The sequence below is a fragment of the Cellulosilyticum sp. genome, from assembly GCF_982396655.1.
Map to the genome: position 1 here is coordinate 55,812 of NZ_CEVXFV010000015.1, position 23,368 is coordinate 79,179.

At 35.0% G+C, this 23,368-nt stretch carries 22 protein-coding genes; 5 read left to right on the forward strand and 17 right to left on the reverse strand.

Annotation, left to right across the window (positions count from 1 at the left end):
• Nucleotides 1-44 precede the first annotated feature (44 nt).
• Both AC1VAQ_RS08585 and AC1VAQ_RS08590 read right to left on the reverse strand, forming a co-directional pair.
• Nucleotides 45-929 (reverse strand): YitT family protein, encoded by an 885-nt coding sequence (locus tag AC1VAQ_RS08585; protein ID WP_302598060.1) that lies wholly within the window; start codon nt 927-929, stop codon nt 45-47.
• A 101-nt stretch (nt 930-1,030) separates the two neighbouring features.
• The gene (locus tag AC1VAQ_RS08590) at nt 1,031-1,360 is read right to left on the reverse strand and encodes a hypothetical protein (RefSeq protein WP_302598061.1); all 330 of its coding nucleotides are present in this window, start codon (nt 1,358-1,360) and stop codon (nt 1,031-1,033) included.
• A 296-nt stretch (nt 1,361-1,656) separates the two neighbouring features.
• Here AC1VAQ_RS08590 and AC1VAQ_RS08595 point away from each other — a divergent pair, with 296 nt between their 5' ends.
• Complete coding sequence (locus tag AC1VAQ_RS08595) at nt 1,657-2,901, forward strand: NAD(P)-dependent oxidoreductase (protein WP_302598062.1); 1,245 nt, start codon at nt 1,657-1,659, stop codon at nt 2,899-2,901.
• Nucleotides 2,902-3,238: 337 nt separating this feature from the next.
• Here AC1VAQ_RS08595 and AC1VAQ_RS08600 read toward each other — a convergent pair whose 3' ends face one another.
• From AC1VAQ_RS08600 to AC1VAQ_RS08610, 3 genes are all read right to left on the reverse strand, one after another.
• Nucleotides 3,239-3,382, reverse strand: a complete 144-nt coding sequence (locus AC1VAQ_RS08600) for a hypothetical protein (protein ID WP_302599000.1) — start codon at nt 3,380-3,382, stop codon at nt 3,239-3,241.
• A gap of 152 nt (nt 3,383-3,534) precedes the next feature.
• On the reverse strand, nt 3,535-5,313 hold the full coding sequence (locus tag AC1VAQ_RS08605; protein ID WP_303244215.1) for a M3 family oligoendopeptidase: 1,779 nt from the start codon (nt 5,311-5,313) through the stop codon (nt 3,535-3,537).
• A gap of 174 nt (nt 5,314-5,487) precedes the next feature.
• Nucleotides 5,488-5,943: a DUF6882 domain-containing protein gene (locus AC1VAQ_RS08610; RefSeq protein ID WP_302598996.1), complete on the reverse strand. Its 456-nt coding sequence runs from the start codon at nt 5,941-5,943 to the stop codon at nt 5,488-5,490.
• A gap of 378 nt (nt 5,944-6,321) precedes the next feature.
• On the opposite strand from AC1VAQ_RS08610, the gene asd reads away from it, so the two are divergent.
• A complete protein-coding gene (asd, locus tag AC1VAQ_RS08615) occupies nt 6,322-7,407 on the forward strand; it encodes an aspartate-semialdehyde dehydrogenase (protein ID WP_302598995.1) in 1,086 nt (361 codons plus the stop codon).
• Nucleotides 7,408-7,632: 225 nt separating this feature from the next.
• Here the strand turns inward: asd and AC1VAQ_RS08620 are convergent, their stop codons facing one another.
• Entirely contained in the window at nt 7,633-8,742 is a 1,110-nt protein-coding gene (locus AC1VAQ_RS08620) for a radical SAM protein (protein WP_330697600.1), read from the reverse strand.
• Nucleotides 8,743-9,006: 264 nt separating this feature from the next.
• The gene (locus AC1VAQ_RS08625) at nt 9,007-9,663 is read right to left on the reverse strand and encodes a DUF5105 domain-containing protein (RefSeq protein WP_302598994.1); all 657 of its coding nucleotides are present in this window, start codon (nt 9,661-9,663) and stop codon (nt 9,007-9,009) included.
• Between the two features lie 153 nt (nt 9,664-9,816).
• Between AC1VAQ_RS08625 and AC1VAQ_RS08630 the strand changes: the two genes are divergently transcribed.
• Nucleotides 9,817-10,800 (forward strand): patatin-like phospholipase family protein, encoded by a 984-nt coding sequence (locus AC1VAQ_RS08630; protein ID WP_302598993.1) that lies wholly within the window; start codon nt 9,817-9,819, stop codon nt 10,798-10,800.
• 103 nt (nt 10,801-10,903) lie between these two features.
• Here the strand turns inward: AC1VAQ_RS08630 and AC1VAQ_RS08635 are convergent, their stop codons facing one another.
• Nucleotides 10,904-11,206, reverse strand: a complete 303-nt coding sequence (locus AC1VAQ_RS08635) for a hypothetical protein (RefSeq protein ID WP_302598992.1) — start codon at nt 11,204-11,206, stop codon at nt 10,904-10,906.
• Between the two features lie 120 nt (nt 11,207-11,326).
• Nucleotides 11,327-13,036 (reverse strand): proline--tRNA ligase, encoded by a 1,710-nt coding sequence (locus AC1VAQ_RS08640; RefSeq protein ID WP_303244214.1) that lies wholly within the window; start codon nt 13,034-13,036, stop codon nt 11,327-11,329.
• Between the two features lie 902 nt (nt 13,037-13,938).
• Between AC1VAQ_RS08640 and thiT the strand changes: the two genes are divergently transcribed.
• Nucleotides 13,939-14,622 (forward strand): energy-coupled thiamine transporter ThiT, encoded by a 684-nt coding sequence (gene thiT / locus AC1VAQ_RS08645; protein WP_479903799.1) that lies wholly within the window; start codon nt 13,939-13,941, stop codon nt 14,620-14,622.
• Nucleotides 14,623-14,776: 154 nt separating this feature from the next.
• On the opposite strand, the gene AC1VAQ_RS08650 is transcribed toward thiT, so the two are convergent.
• The 7 genes from AC1VAQ_RS08650 to AC1VAQ_RS08680 form a co-directional block, all read right to left on the reverse strand.
• The gene (locus tag AC1VAQ_RS08650; RefSeq protein ID WP_302598988.1) at nt 14,777-15,067 is read right to left on the reverse strand and encodes a hypothetical protein; all 291 of its coding nucleotides are present in this window, start codon (nt 15,065-15,067) and stop codon (nt 14,777-14,779) included.
• A 39-nt stretch (nt 15,068-15,106) separates the two neighbouring features.
• Entirely contained in the window at nt 15,107-15,865 is a 759-nt protein-coding gene (locus tag AC1VAQ_RS08655; protein ID WP_302598987.1) for an IclR family transcriptional regulator, read from the reverse strand.
• Between the two features lie 277 nt (nt 15,866-16,142).
• Complete coding sequence (gene kduD / locus AC1VAQ_RS08660; RefSeq protein WP_302598986.1) at nt 16,143-16,910, reverse strand: 2-dehydro-3-deoxy-D-gluconate 5-dehydrogenase KduD; 768 nt, start codon at nt 16,908-16,910, stop codon at nt 16,143-16,145.
• Nucleotides 16,911-18,251: 1,341 nt separating this feature from the next.
• Nucleotides 18,252-18,845, reverse strand: a complete 594-nt coding sequence (locus tag AC1VAQ_RS08665) for a collagen-like domain-containing protein (RefSeq protein WP_479903800.1) — start codon at nt 18,843-18,845, stop codon at nt 18,252-18,254.
• 606 nt (nt 18,846-19,451) lie between these two features.
• Complete coding sequence (locus AC1VAQ_RS08670; RefSeq protein ID WP_479903801.1) at nt 19,452-20,399, reverse strand: anti sigma factor C-terminal domain-containing protein; 948 nt, start codon at nt 20,397-20,399, stop codon at nt 19,452-19,454.
• Nucleotides 20,389-20,763, reverse strand: coding sequence for an RNA polymerase sigma factor (locus AC1VAQ_RS08675; RefSeq protein ID WP_479903802.1), 375 nt, complete (start codon nt 20,761-20,763; stop codon nt 20,389-20,391). Before AC1VAQ_RS08675 ends, AC1VAQ_RS08670 begins: the two co-directional genes overlap by 11 nt.
• A 70-nt stretch (nt 20,764-20,833) precedes the next feature.
• Entirely contained in the window at nt 20,834-21,373 is a 540-nt protein-coding gene (locus tag AC1VAQ_RS08680; protein WP_302598980.1) for a TetR/AcrR family transcriptional regulator, read from the reverse strand.
• A gap of 133 nt (nt 21,374-21,506) precedes the next feature.
• On the opposite strand from AC1VAQ_RS08680, the gene AC1VAQ_RS08685 reads away from it, so the two are divergent.
• On the forward strand, nt 21,507-22,352 hold the full coding sequence (locus AC1VAQ_RS08685; protein WP_302598979.1) for a DegV family protein: 846 nt from the start codon (nt 21,507-21,509) through the stop codon (nt 22,350-22,352).
• Nucleotides 22,353-22,468: 116 nt separating this feature from the next.
• On the opposite strand, the gene AC1VAQ_RS08690 is transcribed toward AC1VAQ_RS08685, so the two are convergent.
• Complete coding sequence (locus tag AC1VAQ_RS08690) at nt 22,469-23,347, reverse strand: hypothetical protein (RefSeq protein ID WP_302598977.1); 879 nt, start codon at nt 23,345-23,347, stop codon at nt 22,469-22,471.
• Nucleotides 23,348-23,368 lie beyond the last annotated feature (21 nt).

Genomic DNA, 23,368 nt, shown 5'->3' on the forward strand with positions numbered 1-23,368 from the left:
AAACGTCTCATCACATACCCCTTTATACTCTATATTATAAGCTTTTATAAAGCTGCTGTATAATCTTCAATAAATCCTTGTCCTAATACTTCACGTACATCTGCAATTGTTACAAAGGCATTTTCATCAATTTCTCTAATGAGGTCACGAAGTCTTGTAATCTCTTTTTGTGAAACAACTACGAATAGCATTTCTTTATCTGCCCCTGTATATTTTCCATTTGCCTTAATTCCTGTTACGCCTCTAGGGATTTTTTCCATTATTTCTTGGGCAATAATATTATTTTTGTCTGACATAATAAATACTGCTTTTGCATAGTTTACACCTTCAAGTACATTTGTAATGACCTTAGATGTAATGTAAACAGAAATAATCGCATACATTGCCTTATTAGAGCCAAATACTAAAAGTCCTAATAAAATAATTAAACTATCAATTCCAAGCATAACTTTTGCAATAGGGAATTTAGGATTAATAAAACGGATAATTGCTGCAAGCATATCTGTTCCACCTGTTGTAGCGCCTGCGCGAAGTACAGTTCCTACACCTAAACCTAAGATAACCCCTCCAAATACACCACCTAAAAGTAAATCACCATTTACATTAAAGATATTTGGAATAAACTCTGTATACCATAATGCGCAGCTTAATAAAATAACTGACCATAATGATTTCTTAGCAAATTCAAAGCCACGCTGTTTAATACTAATTACAAATAACGGTACATTAAGCACAAAGTTTGTCACCCATAATGGAATTTCAAATCCAAGTAATTGCAATGAAACCGTCTTTACAATAATTGTAATCCCTGAAATACCACCAGTTACAAGTCCTAGTGGTGAAGTAAACCAGTTAATCCCTAAGGCTAAAATTGTTACGCCTAAAAGAATCATTAAAAATTCATTTTTTTTAATCAATAATCTCTTCATTTCTTCTCCTTACTTTATTTTGTCATACGTTCTAGTGATTTTTGACAAAAAGAAAAAGCTGTTATTATTATAATCAGCTTTCCCCCTTTTATTTCATTTCATTATAACGCATTTGGAAGACTTTGTATATCTAGCTTAATATATCCCTCTTCTTTTATAATATTTAATTTTTTCCCTGATAAATCTACTTCAAAGTTTACAAAGCTTGAAAATAAATCTACATCACGTAAAACATGAATAGTAATCCAATCATTACAAGGCGTTGTCCTCACCAAAATAGCTCTAGATAATGGAAACTGAAAACGTGACATTCCAGGAATACGCAGCTCCATATTTACTGGATAAAAATCTGTTTCAATAAAATAATCTTTATCCCCTTCTCTTTCTATAATACGATATTCTAAGTTCGTTGTTATTTTATCAGTGTTCATCTAATCCTCCTTTTATAGAGACTTTTTTAATAATTTTTATTAAAAAATATACGCTCCTTATAAGTCCATAAATTTAAGTATTTCCTAGGCTTTATATACTATTTCTCTGACTATTTGACATTATTTTACTCTTGTTACAATGCTATCAATTCTTGAGAAAGCTTATCTTATCCCCTATAATGAGTATAACATTTTTCCCCAGAAATAGCCGCTCTTTATAGGGGGCATCAGTTTCAAAACTTAAAAACGGTTAATCTTATATGTCCGTTATTATTAAATACTTAGGAGACTTAACTATGGAAAGTTTATTAATGGAAGCAGAACGCTGCTTAAAATGTAAAAAACCAAGATGTAAACAACATTGTCCTATTGCAACACCTATTCCTGACGTAATTACACTTTTTCAGGAAAACAAACTGCACGAAGCTGGACAAATGCTTTTTAATAATAATCCTCTTTCTGCAATTTGTGCCATTGTCTGTCCTCATGAGGATCAATGCAAAGGTTACTGTATCAAAGGCATCAAAGGTGAACCTGTAAGCTTCTGTGATATTGAGCGTTACATCTCATCTCAATATCTTGAAGAACTTACAATTGAAAAAGCACCTAATAATAATCGTAAAATTGCCATCGTAGGTTCCGGTCCTGCGGGAATTACTGCAGCCATCCTTTTGGCTCAAAAGGGTTATAATATTACAATGTTTGAACTACGTGACCGCATCGGCGGTGTACTTACTTATGGTATCCCTGAATTTAGATTACCTAGAAGCATTGTAAACAACTTAGAAAATAAACTACTTCAATTAGGTGTTAATATTAAACCAAATACTCTTGTAGGACCTGTCATTACTTTAGATAAACTACTTTTCGATGGTTATGATGCAATCTTTATTGGGACAGGTGTATGGAATCCTAAAACCCTTAATATTAAAGGTGAAACTTTAGGTCATTCTCATTATGCTATCGATTATCTTAAAAATCCTTCAAGCTATAAACTTGGTGAACGTGTTTGCGTTATCGGTGCAGGTAATGTCGCAATGGATGCTGCTAGAAGTGCCAAATATTATGGTTCAAAAGATGTAACTATCTGTTATCGCCGCGGCGAAGAAGATATGACTGCTACAAAAGTTGAAATCGGAGAAACTAAAGAAGACGGTGTTATTTTTGACCTCTATAAAAGCCCTGTAGAAATTACTGATGAAGGCGTTATCTTCGTAACTACTCAAAAAGTTACAAAAGAAGATGGGTCAGTCTCTCTTGAAACCATTCCAGGTTCAGAGCAGCTCTTCCCATGTGACTCAGTCATCATCGCCGTAAGCCAAGTGCCACAAAGCAATATCGTTGCAACAAGTCCAACACTTGAAACTAAATTTGGACTTCTTGTAACAGATGAAAAAGGTCACACAACTAAACAAGGTGTATTCGCCTGTGGTGACGTTGTAAGTGGCGCTAAAACAGTAATCGACGCTGTAGTAGCTGCAAAACTCGTTGCCGAAAGCATCGACGAATACTGCAACGCCTTACCACATAGCCAAGACTAATGTTATAAAAATCCGTAGCCACACAGGCTATGGATTTTTTATAGTTTTTACCTATTTCAAAAGATACTTATGCAGTAACGCCTCTAGTTTGCAACTATCTAGTTAACCTACTGATACATCAAACAATCTATCTCCTAATCCTTTGGCCCCACTCACACCCTAAAGTTAGTACAAAAGTGCTGCTGCCACCACGCTCAACTCCGGTTGGTGTGGATAAGATAGATATATAGTTTTATCTCGACTTCGACCGCAGGGAGGGAGAAGGAAAACTATATATCTATCTTATCCATGCCGCCCACACAAAAAAGGCGGTAGCACTTTCGTACCACCACCTCTTTTATCTTTTATTTCGGAGACTATCTCCGGCACCATTTGTTCCAGAACTCATTGTGTTTTTAAATCCACTGCTAGAATTACGTGCTTCTTTTTCATTATCAAGCTCACTTTGAATCTTAGCGTCTAAGGTATTATGCTTTGACATACTGGTTACTCCTTTTGCATTCAAGAATCTACATTAAAAGTATTCCCCTTTTTATTTCGCTCTATGTACGCAAAATTTATAAGCTCCAGTCACCAATCATAATTTTAAATATGATCTAACATAACTCACCTAAGATTTAAACACGCTCTTTTTTATTGTTCTTTGCTTAGTTTAATGAATTCTTCGATATCCTCAGCTACGATTGCTAAAGAATTTCTCCAGAATTCAGGTTTTGTTACCTCAATGCCAACTGTTCTTGTAACATCAGCAATTTTAAGTTTACCTGTTACTGAAAGCAGTTTTTTATAATCTTTTACAAAGTCTTGGCCTTTTTTAAGGTACTCTGCATATAAACCTTTTGCAAATAGTAAACCAAATGCATATGGGAAGTTATAGAAGTTTGCATCTGCATAGTAGTAATGAGATTTCCATGTCCACATATATGGATGTAAGTAGTTTGGATCTAAACCATCGCCATAAGCTTCTCTTTGTGCATCTAACATAAGGTTTTTGATTTCTTCAACTGTAAGTGGACTATCTTTTCTATGTTCAAATACAGCTGTTTCAAATAAATATCTTGAATAAATATCTACGATAACTTGTGTAGCATCACTAATTTCTGTTTCTAAGATAGCAAGTGCTTCTTCTCTTGAACCTTCTTTAATGGCTGCTTTTTTTACAATTGTTTCGCAGAAGTTAGATGCTGTTTCAGCAAGAGGCATTGGATAACTTGTATTTAAGATACTTTCATTATTTAAACAATCTCCATGGAAACCATGACCTAATTCATGTGCCATAGTAATCGTGTCACCGAAATTATTACCATAGTTTAATAAGAATCTACTCTCACCAATGCTACGAATATTGCAGCAGAATGCACCACCTACTTTACCTTCTTTAGGAAGTACATCAATCCAATGATTATCAAAAGCTGTTCTTGCATAATCACCTAAGCTCTCATCAAATGTTCTAAATTGCTTTTCTACGAAAGCCTTACCTTGTTCATAATCATATTTCATTTCTTTTTCAACAACTGGTGCATACATTTCATAGAATGGTAAACCATTGCTATAACCTAAGATTTCTGCTTTTCTTCTAAGATATTTTCTAAAGATAGGCATACTTTCTTTCATCGCTTCAATCATAGCATCTAATGTTGCTCTATCCATACGTGATTCTTCTAAAGTCATAGCAAGTGGTGACTCATATCCTCTAAGTTCCGCCACTGTAAGTACTTCACCTTTAATGCCATTAAGTGCTGCGGCAATACCATCTTCTATTTTTGTGTATGATGCAATTTCTGCCTCATATGCACGTTTTCTTAACTCTTTATCTGAATCATATGCCATGTTAAGTACAACAGTAAGTGGTAAAGATTCCATTTTTCCATTTATCTCAATGTCTACTTTATGGTTGGCAATAAGTAAGTTTTTATAGTTAACCCATGCTGTAGAACCTGTATTTTTAAGTTTTGCAAGCATTGCTTCTTCTTTTTCACTAAGTAAATGTTTATTTTGTTCAACTTTTTCTTTAAGGTAGAAATCAAACTCTTTTAAGCGATCTGATGCTGCAATGATGCCATCTAAATCTTTGATTTCACTAATCCAGTTACTCATACGTGTTTCTGCTTCTGCAGTTTCACTGAACTTTTGATCAATGATTGCTTCGTATTTTGTGCCTTCTTCATCTTTTGCATTAACACTTGTTGTAAGAGATGCAAATACGCCAAGCTTTTCAAATGTCATTGCCAGTTCTTCACTAAGAGTAATGTAGTTCTCTAGTTTAGTCCCTTCATCTTCATGATTAGCTGTTACCTCTACGCTCATTGTATTTAATCTGTGAATTAATTTATCTAATCTTACTAAATCATTTTGGAAGTCTGGCCCTGAAAATGATTCATATAATCTTCTTAAGTCCCAATTCAAATCCATCTTTATATCCTCGTCTTTCTTTTTAGTCTTCATTTATCAAGTATTTTATCACAAAATTACCTTAACTTATATATTTTTAAAATAAATTATGTTTTCTTTTTAAGATTTACTCACCAAAAAAGGGGCCTTGCGCCTATAATGCCCAGCCCCTTACTATAGTTTTATTTTGTCTAACTACTCCTGTACTTTCTTTAAGACAACAAATACATAGCTATCTTCTGCATTAATGCGGTAAACACCTATACCCTTTAGTGCATGTACACCTATATATGCCAAATCTCTTGCTACGATTTCTTCACAGTCAAAACCTTCTTTCTCAAAGATTTCATATCCTGTAGTATCGGCTAACTTTTTAAGTTCTTTCGCCTCATCACGAATTTCTTTTGAAAGATTTTCATTTGCCCAAGCCCATACCCATACTTTCTCTGTATAGTCCCATGAACCTATACATGCAATATCAAAAGTAAGTGACTCACCTGCTTCATTTTTAAATTCTAATGATTTTTCTTTTTGATGAAAAACATATTTTGTATATGCCTTTAGATTATACTTCTCTATAAGTTCTTTCTGTTTTTCATGGACTTCATTACAACATTCATTTAAAAATCCTTCAAATTCTTTTTCTGTCATCTTGTACTCCTTTATTTCACTAGTCTATTCTTAAATTTTCTATTAGTTATCTACATAGATTTCACATTTATAAATTTTAGTTATTCATAATCTTTAGCAATGTGAACTCATTTGGAGAAACTAATTTACCCAAATGTATACTTCAAGGTTTTAGTTTGTTTCTCTATAGATTTCATATTTATACCTATACTATTATACACCTTTCTAGCTTGTCCGACATTAAACTAAATTATCAGTATATTTTATAAGTTTTTATTATATTTTTACATCTTTTTTGTCTATTTTACTTAAATATTTTATTATATATTGTTTTTACTAATTTTAATTAGTACAATAAAATAACTATGGGATACTAATAAAGTAGAGGTGATTATTAAAATGGATAAAAAATTAAGAGTAGGTATCGTTGGCGGTACTGGTATGGTAGGACAACGTTTTATAACATTACTTGAGAACCATCCGTTCTTTGAGGTTAAAGTAATTGCTGCAAGTAGTCGTTCTGCTGGTCAAGTTTATGAAAAAGCGGTTGAAGGTAGATGGAAAATGGCTACTCCAATCCCTGAAAACGTGAAAAATATGATCGTTATGGATGCTGCAAAAGTGGAAGAAGTAGCTTCTCAAGTTGACTTCGTATTCTGTGCAGTAGATATGAAAAAGGATGAAATCAAAGCGCTTGAAGAAGCTTATGCAAAAACAGAAACTCCAGTTGTATCTAACAACTCAGCGCATAGATGGACTCCTGATGTACCAATGGTTGTTCCAGAAATCAATGATAGTCACTTAGAAGTTATTGCAGCACAAAGAAAACGTCTTGGTACTACAAGAGGTTTCATCGCTGTAAAACCAAACTGTTCTATCCAAAGCTATGTACCAATGCTTTCTGCATTATTAGAATATGAACCAACAACAGTTGTAGCTTCTACTTACCAAGCTATTTCTGGTGCAGGTAAAACATTCAAAGAATGGCCAGAAATGATGGATAATGTTATTCCTTATATCGGCGGAGAAGAAGAAAAAAGTGAACAAGAACCACTTCGTATTTGGGGACGCGTAGAAGATGGTCAAATCGTTAAAGCTGATGGCCCAGTTATTACAACACAATGTATTCGTGTACCTGTTTTAGATGGTCACCTTGCTACAGTATTCGTTTCTTTCAAAAAGAAACCAACTAAAGAACAAATTCTTGAAGCTTGGAAAAACTATAGTGGTAAACCACAAGCATTAAATCTTCCAAGTGCACCAAAACAATTCATTCATTACTTCGAAGAAGATAACAGACCACAAACTCATTTAGACCGTAACACAGAAGGCGGCATGGCTGTATGCGTTGGTCGCCTTAGAGAAGATACTGTTTACGATTACAAATTTGTAGGTCTTTCTCATAATACATTAAGAGGTGCAGCTGGTGGCGCTGTACTTATCGCAGAATTACTTACAGCTGAAGGTTACATCACAGCTAAATAAATAACTTCGGATTTTCTAAAGGTGTTGGCAACCGTATATGAGGGCCAAGGCTGGTATGGATAAGTGAGAGAGCTAAGTCTCCTTAGCCCTCACTTCGCTGTAAGCCTAGATAAACCTAGTTCTCTCACTTATCCACACCGAATTAGGTTTGGAACGGTTGCAAGTACTGGCACCCTTAGGTAATTCCTACGTAACGGATTAATGAAATGGTTCTATTACATATATTTACATATATTGTAGTAGGGCCATTTTTACTTTATCTTCTTGTTCGAACAAGACACATCCTCCTGGATGAGGTTGGGTGAGTAGATTGCTTTGTTGAAGTTTCTTAAATAATGGTGACTGCAAAGCTTGTCTTAAGGTAATATCTTTTAGATTTGTATCTGAGTAAGGTGAGAAAGGACATGGCTCGGCCCCACCTTGCGCATTGATATGAAAGAATCCCCTTCCTGCTGCTAGACAACCTCCGGATAATTTTTCATCTCCTGGAAAAGAAATAAAAAGCATATCCTCATTGTTACGTCGTAGTTCCTTTAAACGATGAATTAAATAAAATCTTTCAATCTCTGTAGTTGCTAGATTTCGTGTTTCTACAGTAACTGGTGCATACTCTACATAAAAAACTATTTTGCATCCTTGTGATTGTAAATTACTAAGAAATCTATCTGATGTTACATTATAAATATTCTCTGTTGTAACTGTCACAGATACACCATATAAAATTTTCTTTTCATGTAGTTTTGCCATCGTAGCTATTAGTTGTTCGTAAACGCCTTCCCCTCTTCTATGATTAGTCTGATCCTTTTCTCCTTCTATGCTTAAAATAGGAATAAGGTTCCTATTTTTTTCAAATACGCTCAAATTTTCTTCATTCATTAATGTCCCATTAGTAAATACAGGAAATAAAACTTCTGGTATAGCTCCCGCCTTTTCAAGTACTTCCATTCTAAGCATTGGCTCTCCACCTGCTAATAAAATAAAACCTACACCCATTTCTTTTGCTTCATTAAATATATCCTGCCACTTTTCATCACTTAATTGCTGTATCTCACAGCTTCCACTGTTCGCTTGCTTTGCCCTCGCATAGCATCCTAAACATTGTAAGTTACAACTACTCGTAATACTCGCAATTAAAAATGGTGGTATATGCTCACCTTTTTGCTCAGCTTCTTTTCTTAATTTGCTTGCCTTCTTACTAGCTAATGCATACTTTGCCATAAATATACTTTCCTTTGGATTTGATACAGATGCCCTTATCGCCTGTTTTATAATATTTTCTACCCCATTATTTAAATATTTTTCTAATGACTTTTCACCTGACATCTCATTTTTCATATGCACTTCTCCCCCTTCATCTTAATATAAACTTTTACTTTATCATTCTATGTTGCTATACATCTCTTTTAATCGTATTTTTACTTCAAAATGTCTCTTATTTTTTTTATTAGTCTAAATGAATAAAAAAGATTGTATGTCCCTTACTTTCTATGAACATTACAATCTTTTTTTATATAACCTATTTGATTAATACTGTTATTTTACTAATAACGCTTTTCATTTATCGCCACATTATGTAATTTATTACCTATATATGTTTCTTTATTCTACCTCATAACCGGAAGTTAGCTCCGTTAGCTGATCTATAAATGCCTGACTATCTACCGGAAGCCACATGCCATCTTGTTTAGTGAACTCTATCACTATTGATTTCTCCTCTGTACTTATCTCTGCAGACTCATAGGCTGCAATAATCTCTTCTATGTAAATATTGATATATCGCTGCATAAAAGCATCCTCATCCTCAAATTCTTCTTCTGACACTCTTTCTTCCAATGTATTACCGGCAGCTTCATAAATAGCCTGTTCATCAAAGTAAGTCGTCTTTAATTCTACCTGTGCCTTATCTTTTTCCTTGGAAATGATTTGAGTCTGTGCTGTTAATTTTTTCTCTAATTCCCTTCTTGCATTAATAGTGTTTTCTATTTCATTTACACCAATTGCTATCTTATAATCACATGCTATTCCCCATAAACTCTCTTGTAATTCCTTCTCAAAGCCTTCAATACCACTATCTATCAATTTTGTTGCTTCTTCTTGTGTCAGTCCTAATTTATCTATATCTGTCATGTCCTCCTGTATATAAAACTGATACAAAATCTGTGCCATCTCATCTGGTTCTACTGGTTTATCGCAAGCTACAAGTAACATACAGCAAGTAAATATTAATATAAGTATTACTCTATTCAGTGTTTTCATATATTCCCCCATTATTTTTCAGAATTATTTTTAAATTTATGCTATCATATAGCTTATTTTTAGTCAACGACATGTAAAATTCTAATTTACCTCTCATCTGAATATATTTACATTAGAGTTTACTTAAATATATTTCTGAGGTGTCTCATGAATATGGATTTCAAAAATCTAGTTTTCTCCGGTGGTGGTGTTCTAGGAATAGCCTATTTAGGACTATTAGATTCCTTATATCAGCGTAATCTCATGGATGGCATCAAACGCGTAGCTGGTACCTCCGCCGGAGCTATTACAGCCTGTTTAACTAGCTTCAATCTTCCCTTTCCAGAACTAAAGGCCATGGTAAATTCATTAGATTATACAAACATTCCCGCTAAAGATAGTGCTGCTATGCCTAGGCTTTCCTCTCCTTTCTTAAAGGCTGAATTTGAACGCCTTTTCGATAACTTCGATTGTGTTTATCGTCTTATTAAACAATTTGGTTGGTACTCCTCTAACTACTTCTACAATTGGATTAAATCTCAGATTGCAACACAATTTGATGCCACGCAAAAATCTCCACCTTATACCTTTGCTGACTTTCAAGACCCATATCTTCATAAAGATCGCCGTCCCTTCAAAGATTTATATATGATTGGTACTGATGTAACAAATGGCACCTCTTCTGTCTTTTCTTATGATAGCACCCCTAATATGGAAGTTGCAGAGGCTGTCCGCATTTCCATGTCTATTCCACTCTTCTTTGAGGCTGTCAGAACCAATGGCGAAGCCGCCTCACCTAGAACTTCTCCTCGTATTTATTCAGATGGCGGACTACTTTATACTTACCCCATTAATCTTTTTGATAAAGAGGATGCGCTCACTCATACTCTAGGAAGCTTAATTCAAAGTGAGCGTCCACCCACGCCTATTAATAATATTGTAGATTTTATTGCCAGTATTATTTCCTGTGCGACTTCCATTCAATATAATATCTATAAATCCAATCCAGACCACCTTGCCCGTACCATTGAAATTAATACAGGTGAAGTTTCTACCATGGACTTTAATATTAAAACAGACGACGATACCTACAACTACCTCTACAATCAAGGTTACACTGCTGCCGAAAACTTCTTCAATAATTACCTACAACAATAATTCATCCTAAAGAAGGTGGCTCACGCCACATTCTTTAGAGTAGCAAAGTTAAAAATCGAACTTCCTACTCTAAAAAAGCGGCGGCACTCAGTGCCACCGCTTTTTATCTTAATGTATTTCTTAACTTATCAAAGAATGAACTTTCAAAGATAATGCTATTTAAACTATATAATGTTCCTAATAAAAATCCTTGTGGTAAATCACCTAATCCTACAAATGTTGCTACAAAGATAAGAATCATTCCCACGCCTAAAAAGATACCGTATTCCCATACTTTTTTATTCTTCATATCACGTGTTTTCTTCTGTAGCGACTCGAACCAAGTCACACCATTTCGCTGTAACCCTTCACCTAAGAAAGCAAAAGAAACACCACCAATTACCATGCCTATTAATAAACTAAGCACCTCGCCTCACCTATCTCTCTACTGTAATTTTTCTAGCCTTTTACAAATTAGTTTTATGTATTTAATAAAAGGCGTAGCTTACCCTACGCCTTTCATTTATTTTATATAACTCACTTATTATTATTTAGAAAGCTCTGCAACAATTGCTGCTACTTCCGCTTCTACATCTTCAAGGTTAACAAGTTTTTTGATGCTCTTATCACGAGTTACGATTTCTACTTTACCTTCTTTAAGGTTCTTCTCACCAACTACAACCCTTACTGGAATACCAAGTAAATCTGCATCAGCGAATTGTACGCCAGCCCCCACGTTTCTATCGTCCATGATGACTTCAAATTTGCCGTTAAGTTTGTTGTAGATATCAAATCCTACTGAATCCATATCTGTTTTTTTGCTCTTAAGTACGCAAATGTGTACTTGCCATGGTGCTACTGACATTGGCCAGATTGGACCCCATTCATCATGACGCGCTTCAATAATACATGCAAGAAGTCTACCTACACCAATACCATAGCATCCCATAATAGGTGTTTTAGCTTTACCATCACTATCGATGTATGTCATTCCCATACTTTCTGAGTATCTTGTACCAAGTTGGAAGATGTTACCTACTTCAACCCCACGTTTAAATTGAAGTTTACCATGACAACATGGACATTCTTGACCTTCAAGTACCTCAGCTACATCGAAGTACTCTGCATCTTTGATATCTCTAGACATACTAATACCTTTGATGTGGTAGTCTACTTTATTGCCACCTACTACAAGGTTTTTCTCATTTCTAAGTGATTCATCGAAGATAACTTTTGCACCTTGTGCATCTAAGTTATATGGTCCCATGAATCCGAAGCAAAGGTTAGGGGTCTCTTCATATCTTTCAAATGGTGTCACTTCAGCTTTAACTACTTTTTGAAGTTTAGCTTCATTTACTTGAAGGTCTCCTCTGATGAATACAATAAGAGGTTCTTTGTGTCCTTCCATTTCAAACACACATGCTTTTAATGTTTGATCTGGTGTTACACCTACGAATTTAGCTACATCTTCGATTGTTTTGCAATCTGGTGTATGCACTTCTTCAATTTCACCTTCTACAGTTGTTGCTACTGGTAATTTACCTGTTGCAACTTCCATGTTTGATTGATAGTCACAGCTATCACAGATGATGATTGTATCTTCACCAATATCTGTAAGAAGCATGAATTCGTGAGCCACTTTACCACCCATCATACCTGTATCAGATTTTACGCAAACAACTTCTGGCACACCAGCTCTAGCAAAGATTCTGTTGTATGCTTCTAAACATTGATCATAGTATTGTTCTAAGTCTTCTTGAGATGTGTGGAATGAATAAGCATCTTTCATTGTGAACTCACGTACACGGATAAGACCACCTCTAGCTCTTGGTTCATCTCTAAATTTAGTTTGGATTTGGTAAATCATGAATGGATAGTCATTGTATGATTTAGCTTCTGTTCTTGCTAAATGTACAGCAGCTTCTTCATGTGTCATCCCAAGAACCATATCTTTACCAGCGCGGTCTTTGAAACGTACAAGTTCGCTACCTACAGCATCAAAACGTCCAGATTCTTTCCAAAGATCTCCTGGAAGTGCTACTGGGAAGAGAACTTCTTGCCCATCAATTGCATCCATTTCTTGACGGATGATGTTTTCAATTTTTGCTGTAATTCTTTTTGCTGGTGGTAATAAAGAGTAAATACCATTAGTTACTTGTCTTACATATCCACCTCTTAATAAATAAATATGGCTAATACTAGTTGCTTCGCCTGGTTTTTCCTTAAATCTCTCGCCTAAAAGCTTGCTCATTAACATAATTTGGCTCATCCTTTTCTTTAGTATATTTTATTTTAAACTTATAATAAAAAACTTAATCAATTTTTCTACTGAATCTAAAAAAGCCCCCATGCAAATAAATTGCATAGGGGCCATATTTCATCGGCGGTACCACCCTAATTAATACAGCTACCTTAAGTTCCTTCAACGTTTGCTAGTCCCACTATATGTCAAAGCTTTCACGTTCATATAAGGCCACTTATTAGACATATATCTTATAAACGCCTACTCTTAAACTTAAGTTATTGTACTATCTCGGATCTCTTATAACGGTGAGATACCGCTACGCTTATGAATTCACGTAGTGCTTAGAGCTTGGACAATATGAAATGCTTCTAGAAATCTTTCACCCGGTGGATTTCCTCTCTTTCAAAAGCATGTGCTTCACATTGATTTCTCATCATCGCCATTTTAATCAGTATTAAAATTTGTACTCAAAATCTTTATTTAATCTTTTAGAAAATATTATCTAATAATATTCCTATTATTAAGCATAGTCAAATCCCATATCCTTGTCAAGTAGGCAACTTATTTTATAATTTCATTTGACTATTTTAACGCTAAGACCTATACTAATTCTAGATTTTCTATTTAATTATGTATTCTAATTTAAATTCAGCAAATTTCATTTCAATTTGTTGAACGTATTTTAAGATATATATTTAATTAAATCTAACCGAATAGCTAGGGGAGCTTTTAAGCTGAGAGTGCATGCGGTGCAGACCCTTAATACTTGCTTACAGATAATGCTGCTGCAAGAAAGCGAATGTATATAATTATTATAGAAGGTGTTTTTCACTTTCTTTTAAGCTACACATTCGTGTAGCTTTTTTTATACTTTTAGCTTCCTAGCCAAATTTAAATTTATGGAGGTTTAAAAAATGAATAGTCTTTCTGACATTCTTGCTAAACTTGGTAAAATTTCGCCCTTAGTTTGGCTCATTATTGCTATTATTTTAGTAGGTTCAGTTGTAGGTCTTATCATCCTGAAATCTAGATCAAACCATGTCTCTACTTCTTCAACACTTCGTACAAAGCAACTTGTTTATGGTGGTATGTGCATCGCACTTTCTTTCGTGCTTTCTTACATACGCCTTTATGAAATGCCTTATGGTGGCTCAATTACACTTGCTAGTATGTTTCCAATCATCTTATATTCTATGATTTTTGGACCTGTAGCTGGTATCATCGCAGGTATTGCTTATGGCTTCTTACAACTTATTCAAGGTGCATGGGTACTAAACTGGGCACAGCTTTTATTTGATTATCCACTTGCATATGCATGCTTAGGTCTTGCTGGTATTGCACCTAAAGCCATCAAAAACATTCAAGCACGTATCTGCATTGGTATTCCTATTGCCATCTTAGGCCGTGGTTTTATGCACTTCATATCAGGCATAGTCTTCTTTGCCGATTCTGCACCAGAAGGTATGAATCCGATTTATTACTCTTTCATTTATAATGCTTCTTACCTCGTACCAGAAGCAATTATTACACTTATTTTAGCACTTATCCTTGTTTCAACACCTATCTATAAAACAATGAGAAAAGCTGCTATAAACTAAAAAATAGGGTATTAGAAAACTACTTAATCAGTTTTCTAATACCCTATTTAATTGTTATAAGACATTAAGCCCTTCTGCCAATTTCATCTGTTATTAATGACTTTGCAAAATACATTGCTTCATATATCTTACCTCAAGTCTTAGTTTAAGTTCTTTATTTATGACCTATATGAAAATGTGCATTGCTGTGCATAGCTACAATAATAATAATCCCTAAGAACATTAATGCTAAAAATCCCCAACCTAAGTTGTTTTTCATTTCACCCATCGTTAATGAAATATTTCCTAACATCATCTCATCAACTTGAACATTCATACCCATGCTAGCTGCTGAGTCTCTAAGCAAATACTTAATAAGCTCTGTCACCCCTAATGAAAAAGCTGCAATAACCCCATTCACCACAGTAAATAACACAACAATACTCTGTATAATCTCCCTTTTCATATTCTTCACCTATCCCCATTTTAATTTTTTCTTCTTGATTTAAGCTCTATATCCCAATCTTCTAGATATTTCTAGTGCAGTTTCTTTAACAGCCTCAATTCCTTTTTGCTCAGGGTCACTCATAAGTAAGCTTTCTCTTCCCCCAGCACTAATTGCTGCTATAATCTGTCCTCTATAATCATAAACTGGTGCTGCTACACAGTAGATACCTTCCTCATGCTCTTCATTATCAACTGCATATCCTGTTAATCTAGCCTTTTTAATCTCTTCAAGTACTGCCTCAGGAGAAGTTAATGTTTTACTTGTAAACTGTATAAACTCTACATTTGAAAACATACGTAAAATCTCATCATCTGATTCTTGTAAAAGTAATGCTTTACCTACACCAGATGAATAGAGCGGTATTCTTTTTCCGATTTGAGAATACATTCTAAGGCTACTTAAGCTTTCTACTTTATCAATAAAGACAGCCTCTTCACCTTCTAAAATCGCCATTTGCACAGGTACGCCAAGTTTACTTACAAGCTTCCTTAAATATGGTGTTGCCTCCGTTTTTAGTTCTACATTGTTAAGTTTCATACTACTTAATTCTACAACCTTAATGCCTACCGTATAGCCATTTCCAGTACGTTCAATGAAACCTCTATTTTCTAAAGTGGCTAATAATCTATGTACTGTCACTTTATTAAGTTCCAAACGTTCTTCTAATTCCTTAGCCACAACGCCCTCTGGATGTTCTGCAACAATTTCTAATAACTGTAAGGCCCTATCTACTGTCTGTAATATCGCTTTAGCCATTTATCTCTAGCCCCTTTACTTCTTAATTTTCTGTCATTTTTACTTATCTAAATATGATTATATATGAAATACCCGCATAAAACAATAAATCTACTACGCACCTATATTTCCCATCTCATATACTTAAAGTATGCCTTCAACATACCAGTTATATCAACTTCTAAGCAAAAAATAAAGGAATCCAAGCCGCCTCGTTAGACAACTTAGATTCCCTCTTACTCTTCAAACCCATGAGCTAGAATTCTTCTCGTTTTATTCTTTACGCTTCACTGCTTCTCTATCTTGCAAGCCATCCACCATCAACTGCTAATGTAAATCCATTTACATAATTAGCTGCATCTGAAGCTAAGAATACTGCTGCACCAGCTAAGTCTTCTGGCGTTCCCCAACGTCCAGCAGGAATTCGATCTAAAATACTTACATTACGTTCGCTATCTCCTCTTAAAGCCGCAGTATTATCTGTTGCCATATAGCCTGGTGCAATGCCGTTAATATTGATATTATGTACAGCCCATTCATTTGCCATAGCTTTTGTTACACCCATTAAAGCACTTTTACTTGCTGTATAAGATGGTACACGTATACCGCCTTGGAATGAAAGCATTGAAGCAATATTAATAATTTTTCCGCCATTTCCTTGTGCTACAAATTGTTTAGCAACTGCTTGTGATAAAAAGAACGCTGTTTTTAAGTTAATATTTAAAACATCATCCCAATCCTTCTCACTAAAATCAAGTGCATCCTCTCTTCTAATAATCCCCGCATTATTTACTAAGATATCTACTTTACCGAAGTTTTTAATTGTTTCTTCAATAATATAAGGAATTGATTCCTGAGACATAAGATTTGCATTTATTCCAATGAATTTTCTTCCTAATGCCTTTACTTTTTCTTCAGTTTCCCCAAGATTACTTGTTCCTACCCCTACGATATCGGCCCCTGCACTTGCAAGTCCTACAGCTATACCTTGACCTAATCCTCTAGTTGCACCTGTTACGATTGCTACTTTTCCTACTAATGAAAATTTATCTAAAATATGACTCATACGCCGCCTCCATTATTTCACTATATGTAACGTTATTTCTTATAAAGTAATCATAGTATGATTTGAGAAAGACGTCAATAGTTTTTAGACTAATTAAAAATTTAACGATATCCTTTGTGTATCAAGGCATTAGTTAAGTCTATAACTTAACAATCATTTTGTATTACTCACGTATAGAGAAAGAAACTAAAATCTTGAAATATACATGTACGTAAATTGTCTTCTCTCAATGATTTCACATGACTCAAAATCATGAATAACTAAAATTTATAAATGTGAAATCTATAATATTTTGTATAATAAACAATATAATATATACTACCTATTAATTTAATGCAGAACTTAAATCTGCCTTTAGAAAGGAGTATCTATGGAACCTCTATATTTTAAAAGAGACCTTAAACAACTTCATTCTTGCTCCACATTGACATTCTGGTACCCTTGCTTTAATCTACTTCTCTACTATCTACTTGCATCCCTCTTTCTATCATTATTTATTCACTCTAATACTTTGAAAGCTCTATTATTAAAATTCTTTTTATCCCTTATATTTTCTGCAATTACTACTATCCATATGCAAAGAAAAATCAAACCACTCTTCTATATCTCACCTCAGACAGTCCTAAAACTTTCTAGTACCTCACTTCACTACAAGAATGACATTACCAATGATTCTAAATCCCTAGAAATACCCTTTTCTGAGCTTATACAAATTGATTTCTTCACCGACTGCCTTTCTCCCACGCCTTTCTCTATTTCACTAAAAACCGATTCACAGGTTTTATCTCTTGATTGCTTTGAAAATATGCAACAACTCGTTAACTCTATTATGCAATCCGCTCCTTCCTCTTGCGAAATTAATTGGCACAATACCTTCTTCCCTGTCTTACATACTTTCTCTCTTATCATCGTTACATTTTATTTGTTTATACTCAGTTTACTCATAACTTTTGTTAATCCTGCTTTTTATCTTCTTATTATCATTGTCCCTCTTAGTTTCGGGCTCTTTTATCTGATTCAAACACTTTTTACACAACATAAGTCTGTCTCTTGGCATATTACAAAACTTACAACAAGCATACTATTTGTTTTTCTAGGCCTATTACCAATCCTAATTAGCCTGGCTGTTAATTCCTATAAATAATTTACAGACTAAAATTTTATCACTCAGCCTATATAACACCTATTTCCAAATTTTATCATATAATAATACTGTAAAATTTTAGGAAGGATGTTTATCATGGGCACTACTCACGAAAAGGGTACAAACAAATCCTTTTGTAACCCTACTATAGATTTAATCCCTTATTGTAATAGCACCCCCACTATTCCTAATACTAATTATCCTACCGCCCCTTGTCCTTGTCCCTGTCCTTGCCCTTGCCCTGCAAATATAATAGGTCCTACTGGGCCTACTGGCGCTACTGGCCCTACTGGACCTAGGGGAACTGTTGGTGCCTTTGGTTCGACTGGTCCTACTGGCCCCACAGGTCCTACAGGGCTTACGGGTTCTAGAGGAATTGTTGGTGCTCTAGGTTCTACTGGTGCTACAGGTCCTACCGGTCCTACTGGGCCTACTGGTTCTATCGGGCCTAGAGGTCTTACGGGCATTAGAGGTATTATTGGTCCTACGGGACCTACTGGCATTACTGGTCCTTCTGGCCCTATGGGACCCACTGGGCCTTCTGGTCCTATTGGGCTTTCGGGTCCTACGGGACCTAGGGGCATTACTGGCCCTTCTGGTATTACTGGCCCTACCGGCTCTATTGGCCCTTCTGGTCCTACGGGGGCTACCGGCCCTACTGGTTCTACTGGTCCTAGGGGGCCTAGGGGTATCGCTGGTGCTACAGGCCCTATCGGTATTGGCATTACTGGTCCCACTGGACATATTGGTTCTAGGGGGCTTACTGGATTTACTGGACCTACAGGTCCCACTGGACTTACTGGGCCGACGGGTGTTACTGGACCTACGGGGTCTGTAATTAATTCTTATATATACAATCAATATTTAACTTATAACTCAGGTGTTACTGTTGCGTCTGATACGCCTATTCCAATCCCTAATGTTCGTTCTCTAGGTTCAAGTATTTCTTTTGATTCGACAACAAATATTTTTACAATAAACGAAGTTGGTACTTATCTTTTTATATGGCACGTATTAGCAGTTCCTACAAGTTCTACCGATACTGGTGTATTAATCTCACTCTCATCTCCTGATGGTGCCATAGACTATGCCTTGTCTGGCAATTCTATCGCTACTTCATCAAGTACCGTAACCAATTCAAACGCATTGATTTCTGGCTCTGCTGTTGTATCATTTTTCCCAGGTGATACTGTTGTTCTATTCAATCGTTGTGGTTATTCCATTACACTTACTCCGGTTCTCGCAGATTCAAATTATTTCTTTGAGGCCAGTATAACCATACTCCATCTCACCTATACAACATCTCCAAACAATACGTAACTTTACTATTCTATAAAAAATATCGCCTCATAGGGCGGTATTTTAACTCATAACTTCTTCTAATTATATCCGATATTCTAATATGTATTGATAACGCACCCTATCGTTGCGCCTTTAATTTCTTTCACTTCACTTAATGCTTTAAGTTCCTCTGGGGTACCTTGTACTGTGACTCCAATAATTTTGGCATTTTTTGATTCATCTAATCCCGCCTCTTGAAGTGCCTCATATTTTTCAGGATTATATTCTTCCAACTGATTAAGATTAAATGTATATTGATGCTCAAACTCATTGATTATATTATCATGTACGCTAATGCCAAATAACTGTTCCTCTGTTATATAACACTTGCTGTCCTTAGACTCTGTAATCTCTCTTTGCCATGTTTCCAGCTGTTCTTCACTATAGTTATCAATCCAAGCCCATGTAATATTGAAGTCTTTTAAGAACTTTCCAACTGCCCACTCATCATAGCCCTGATCAAACGATAATCCCATTTCTATAACTTGCATATCTGATAATTTATCTAATATAGGCAAGTCATTTTTATACGCCTTATATTCTAACTCAGGATGGAAAAATAACATTTTTTTATAGCCATTATCCCAATAAAAATTCGGCCATCCATCTTTGTTATCACTGGCACCACCTCTGCCTATACTAAGGTATATATAATTCATCATATTGCCAAATCCAGTCGTTTCTGTTTCTAAAAATATCATGCGTCCATCAATATTCTTAGCTAACTTATATTCACTTTGCCCGCCTAAAAAGCCAACAGTAGCACGTTCCTCTCCAACATATCCATTAGGAATAGATGTTCTAATATTTATATCACGACTATCTGAGCACGCATCCGCCATCTTCATACTGATTGCAATATTAGCTATACTGCCTATTGTAAATACTGCAATACATACCACAGTAGTAATCACTATTATTCTTCTTCTTGATTTTCTCTGAGCCTTCTTGAGACTTTCTTCTATTAACCTCGTATCAAAAATTTCATTTATTTCATCTTTCATGCCCTTCCCTCCATTTCTTTTTAAAGGCTTGCCTTGCCCTATATAAATAAGTTTTCACGTATTCTTCCTTTACGCCAAGCAGCGCGCTTATTTCCGCATAAGATAATTCCAAGTCATACTTTAAAACTAAAAGTTCCTGCATGGTTTCACTTAACTCTTTTAAACATGCCCTGACTTCTTTTCCTTTTTCCTTGGAAATAATTATTTCTTCCGTACCATCAGCTATAGCAATTGCTTCTGTAAAGTATGTAATATCTACTATTCCTGTTACTTCATACTGTCTTTTTTTACACCTATTTTTATAATCATTAATTGCCACACGAAACAGCCAGGATGAAAGCTGATTTGGCTCTAGCCCATCCATCCTGCCCCTCCCTTATCATTACCTATATACAACAATCTACTTCAGTTAATGTATACACATTTGTATGAATTTATTTTTCCAAGTGTCTATAAACTAATGTTGCGATTTCCTCTGGTGTTTCTCTCATCCCAGATTCTATCCATTTAATAAAGGTATTACATAACGCACCTGCGTAATAATAAAGTTCATAACGTGAATAAGGGAAATTAGGCAATACATAACCATCCATGTAATTATTAAGTGCATTAATAATTATTGAATACATATTAGCATTAGCTAAAATCATAATATCCTCACTATATTGCTTAAAAAACTCAAAGCAATGACAAATATGCTTGAGTTCACGAAAAACCCCAATGTCCGTCCTCTTTTTCGTCTCTTCCATATAGTCATTCATAATTTCATACATATAGTCTGCAAGCACCTCTTGCTTGGACGTATAATACTTATAAAATGTCATTCTTGAAACATTTGCTTCTTTCACTAATGCCGTAATAGTTATATCCTCTAACGCTTTAGAAGCCATAAGCTTAATTAATGTTCTTGCGATGCACATTCTGATATATTGATTTCTTACCGTAAGATTGGTACCACCTTCTGATTGTCTCATCTGCTCCTCCGTTTCAAATCCGCCGTATTTACTTACATTTTAACCATTTTTGTAAATTGTAACATACCCTTTTCCATAGTACAATTTTATATAGTATTAAAAACTACATGCAAACATTTATGTGGAGGTGTTTATGAAATACGGAATCGTTGTTGACTCTGGATGTGATCTCACAAGTTTAAATCCTGAGGTAGCTCATAAAATTGATTTTACTCGTGCTGCCCTTAAACTTGATGTGGGTGATAAAGAATTTATTGATGACTTCAATCTTAATATAGAAGAATTTATGAAAGAAATGTATGCCTATAAAGGCAAAACAGGTAGTGCTGCCCCAAGTCCCGGCGACTTTTTACATGCCTTTGAAAAATCAGAGTATGTATTTGCCATTACCATTACAGGGGCCTTATCTGGAACTTATGCAAGCGCACAGTCAGCTGCTGAGATGTTTAAGGAGCAGTATCCAGATAGAAAGATTCATCTTATAGACTCTAAATCAGCCGGACCTGAAATTACGCTCATTGTAAAAAAACTTACTGAATATATGACACAGGATATGAGTTTTGAAGAGATTGTCCAAAGCATCGAAAATTATCGTAAACATACACATCTCCTCTTTGTTCTTAAATCCTTAGATAACTTAGTTAAAAATGGCCGCATCAGTAAGCTTCAAGGCAGTATGGCAGGTATCCTAGGCATAAAAATATTAGGAACAGCTACTGATGAAGGAACGCTGGATCTTCTTCAAAAATGTCGCGGTAAAATGACTGCTTATGATAAGGCTATTGAAGAAATGTTTTCAAGGGGTTATAGTGGTGGAAAAGTTATCATTGCCCATTCCTTTGCGTCCGATGTAGCAGAATATATGGCATCCAAAATTAAATCTCAATTTTCTAATTGTGATATTGAAATCATGAGAACCAGTGGCCTTTGTAGCTATTATGCTGAACAAGGTGGTATTCTTATTAGTTTCGAAATCTAAGTAGTTATATTTTATATCATAACTAAATCCATTTATATAAAACCTGCCACTAAAAAAGGTGCTATGAAACTATCATAAATTATTTTATAGCACCTTTTAATTTTCCTAAACTTTACTTATTCCTCTTGCATTTCATTTAATATTTTTTCTATTCCCTGTTTAACAGTTTCTTGATACTCCGGTTTCACTAAATAATATAAATAACTTTCTAATACTTTTTCATCGTCAAAAGCCCGTCCATCAATTTTAAAGTGTCTAAATCCTGCTTCTTTATAAGGCCCATAAATCTGTTCTCTCGTAATGAAACCACGTTTCTTCATCTGCTCTTCTTTTGATAACTTAATATACGGACAAGGCTCAAAGTGAGAGCTTCTAAACTCTAACTGCGCCTGTGAGATTTCCCTATAATGATTCACACGTTTAGGGCAATTATCCCTGCAATACGAGTTCACAACCACCTCATAACGTGCCTTCTGAGGTAGTTTCCACAGCTTTTCTGCATTATTGAAACTATTATCTAATACAATAAGCTGATAGTCCTTCTTAAGCTCTTCCTCTAATTTCTCTACATCTGCCAAACATTTAGTCGTTGAAGAAATAAGCTTATAGTTTGGATAAACCTTTCGAATATACGCCTCTAATATAGGTGAATTAATAATGACCTCATTCATCCCATTATTTGCAGCCTTCAAACAAATATTACAGAACGTATCATACAAATGCTCTTTTTCTAGCAATGTATTCGTAAAGGTATAGCGAATAGGAATTGCTCTTCTATTAAATTCCGCTACAGTAAACTCAATCTCTTCTTTCGTTGCACCTCCAAGTACAACTCTCCCACCATTCCATATCGAATTTGGAAAACAACCATATACTGCCCCAATCTCAATATCCTCATAAAAATATTGAGGACACAGCTGCAACATATCACAGATTAATATATTAAGTGCATATTTATCATAAAAATCCGGTAAGTAAAATTTAATTTTATCCATTACGATTCAACCCTTCTTTCT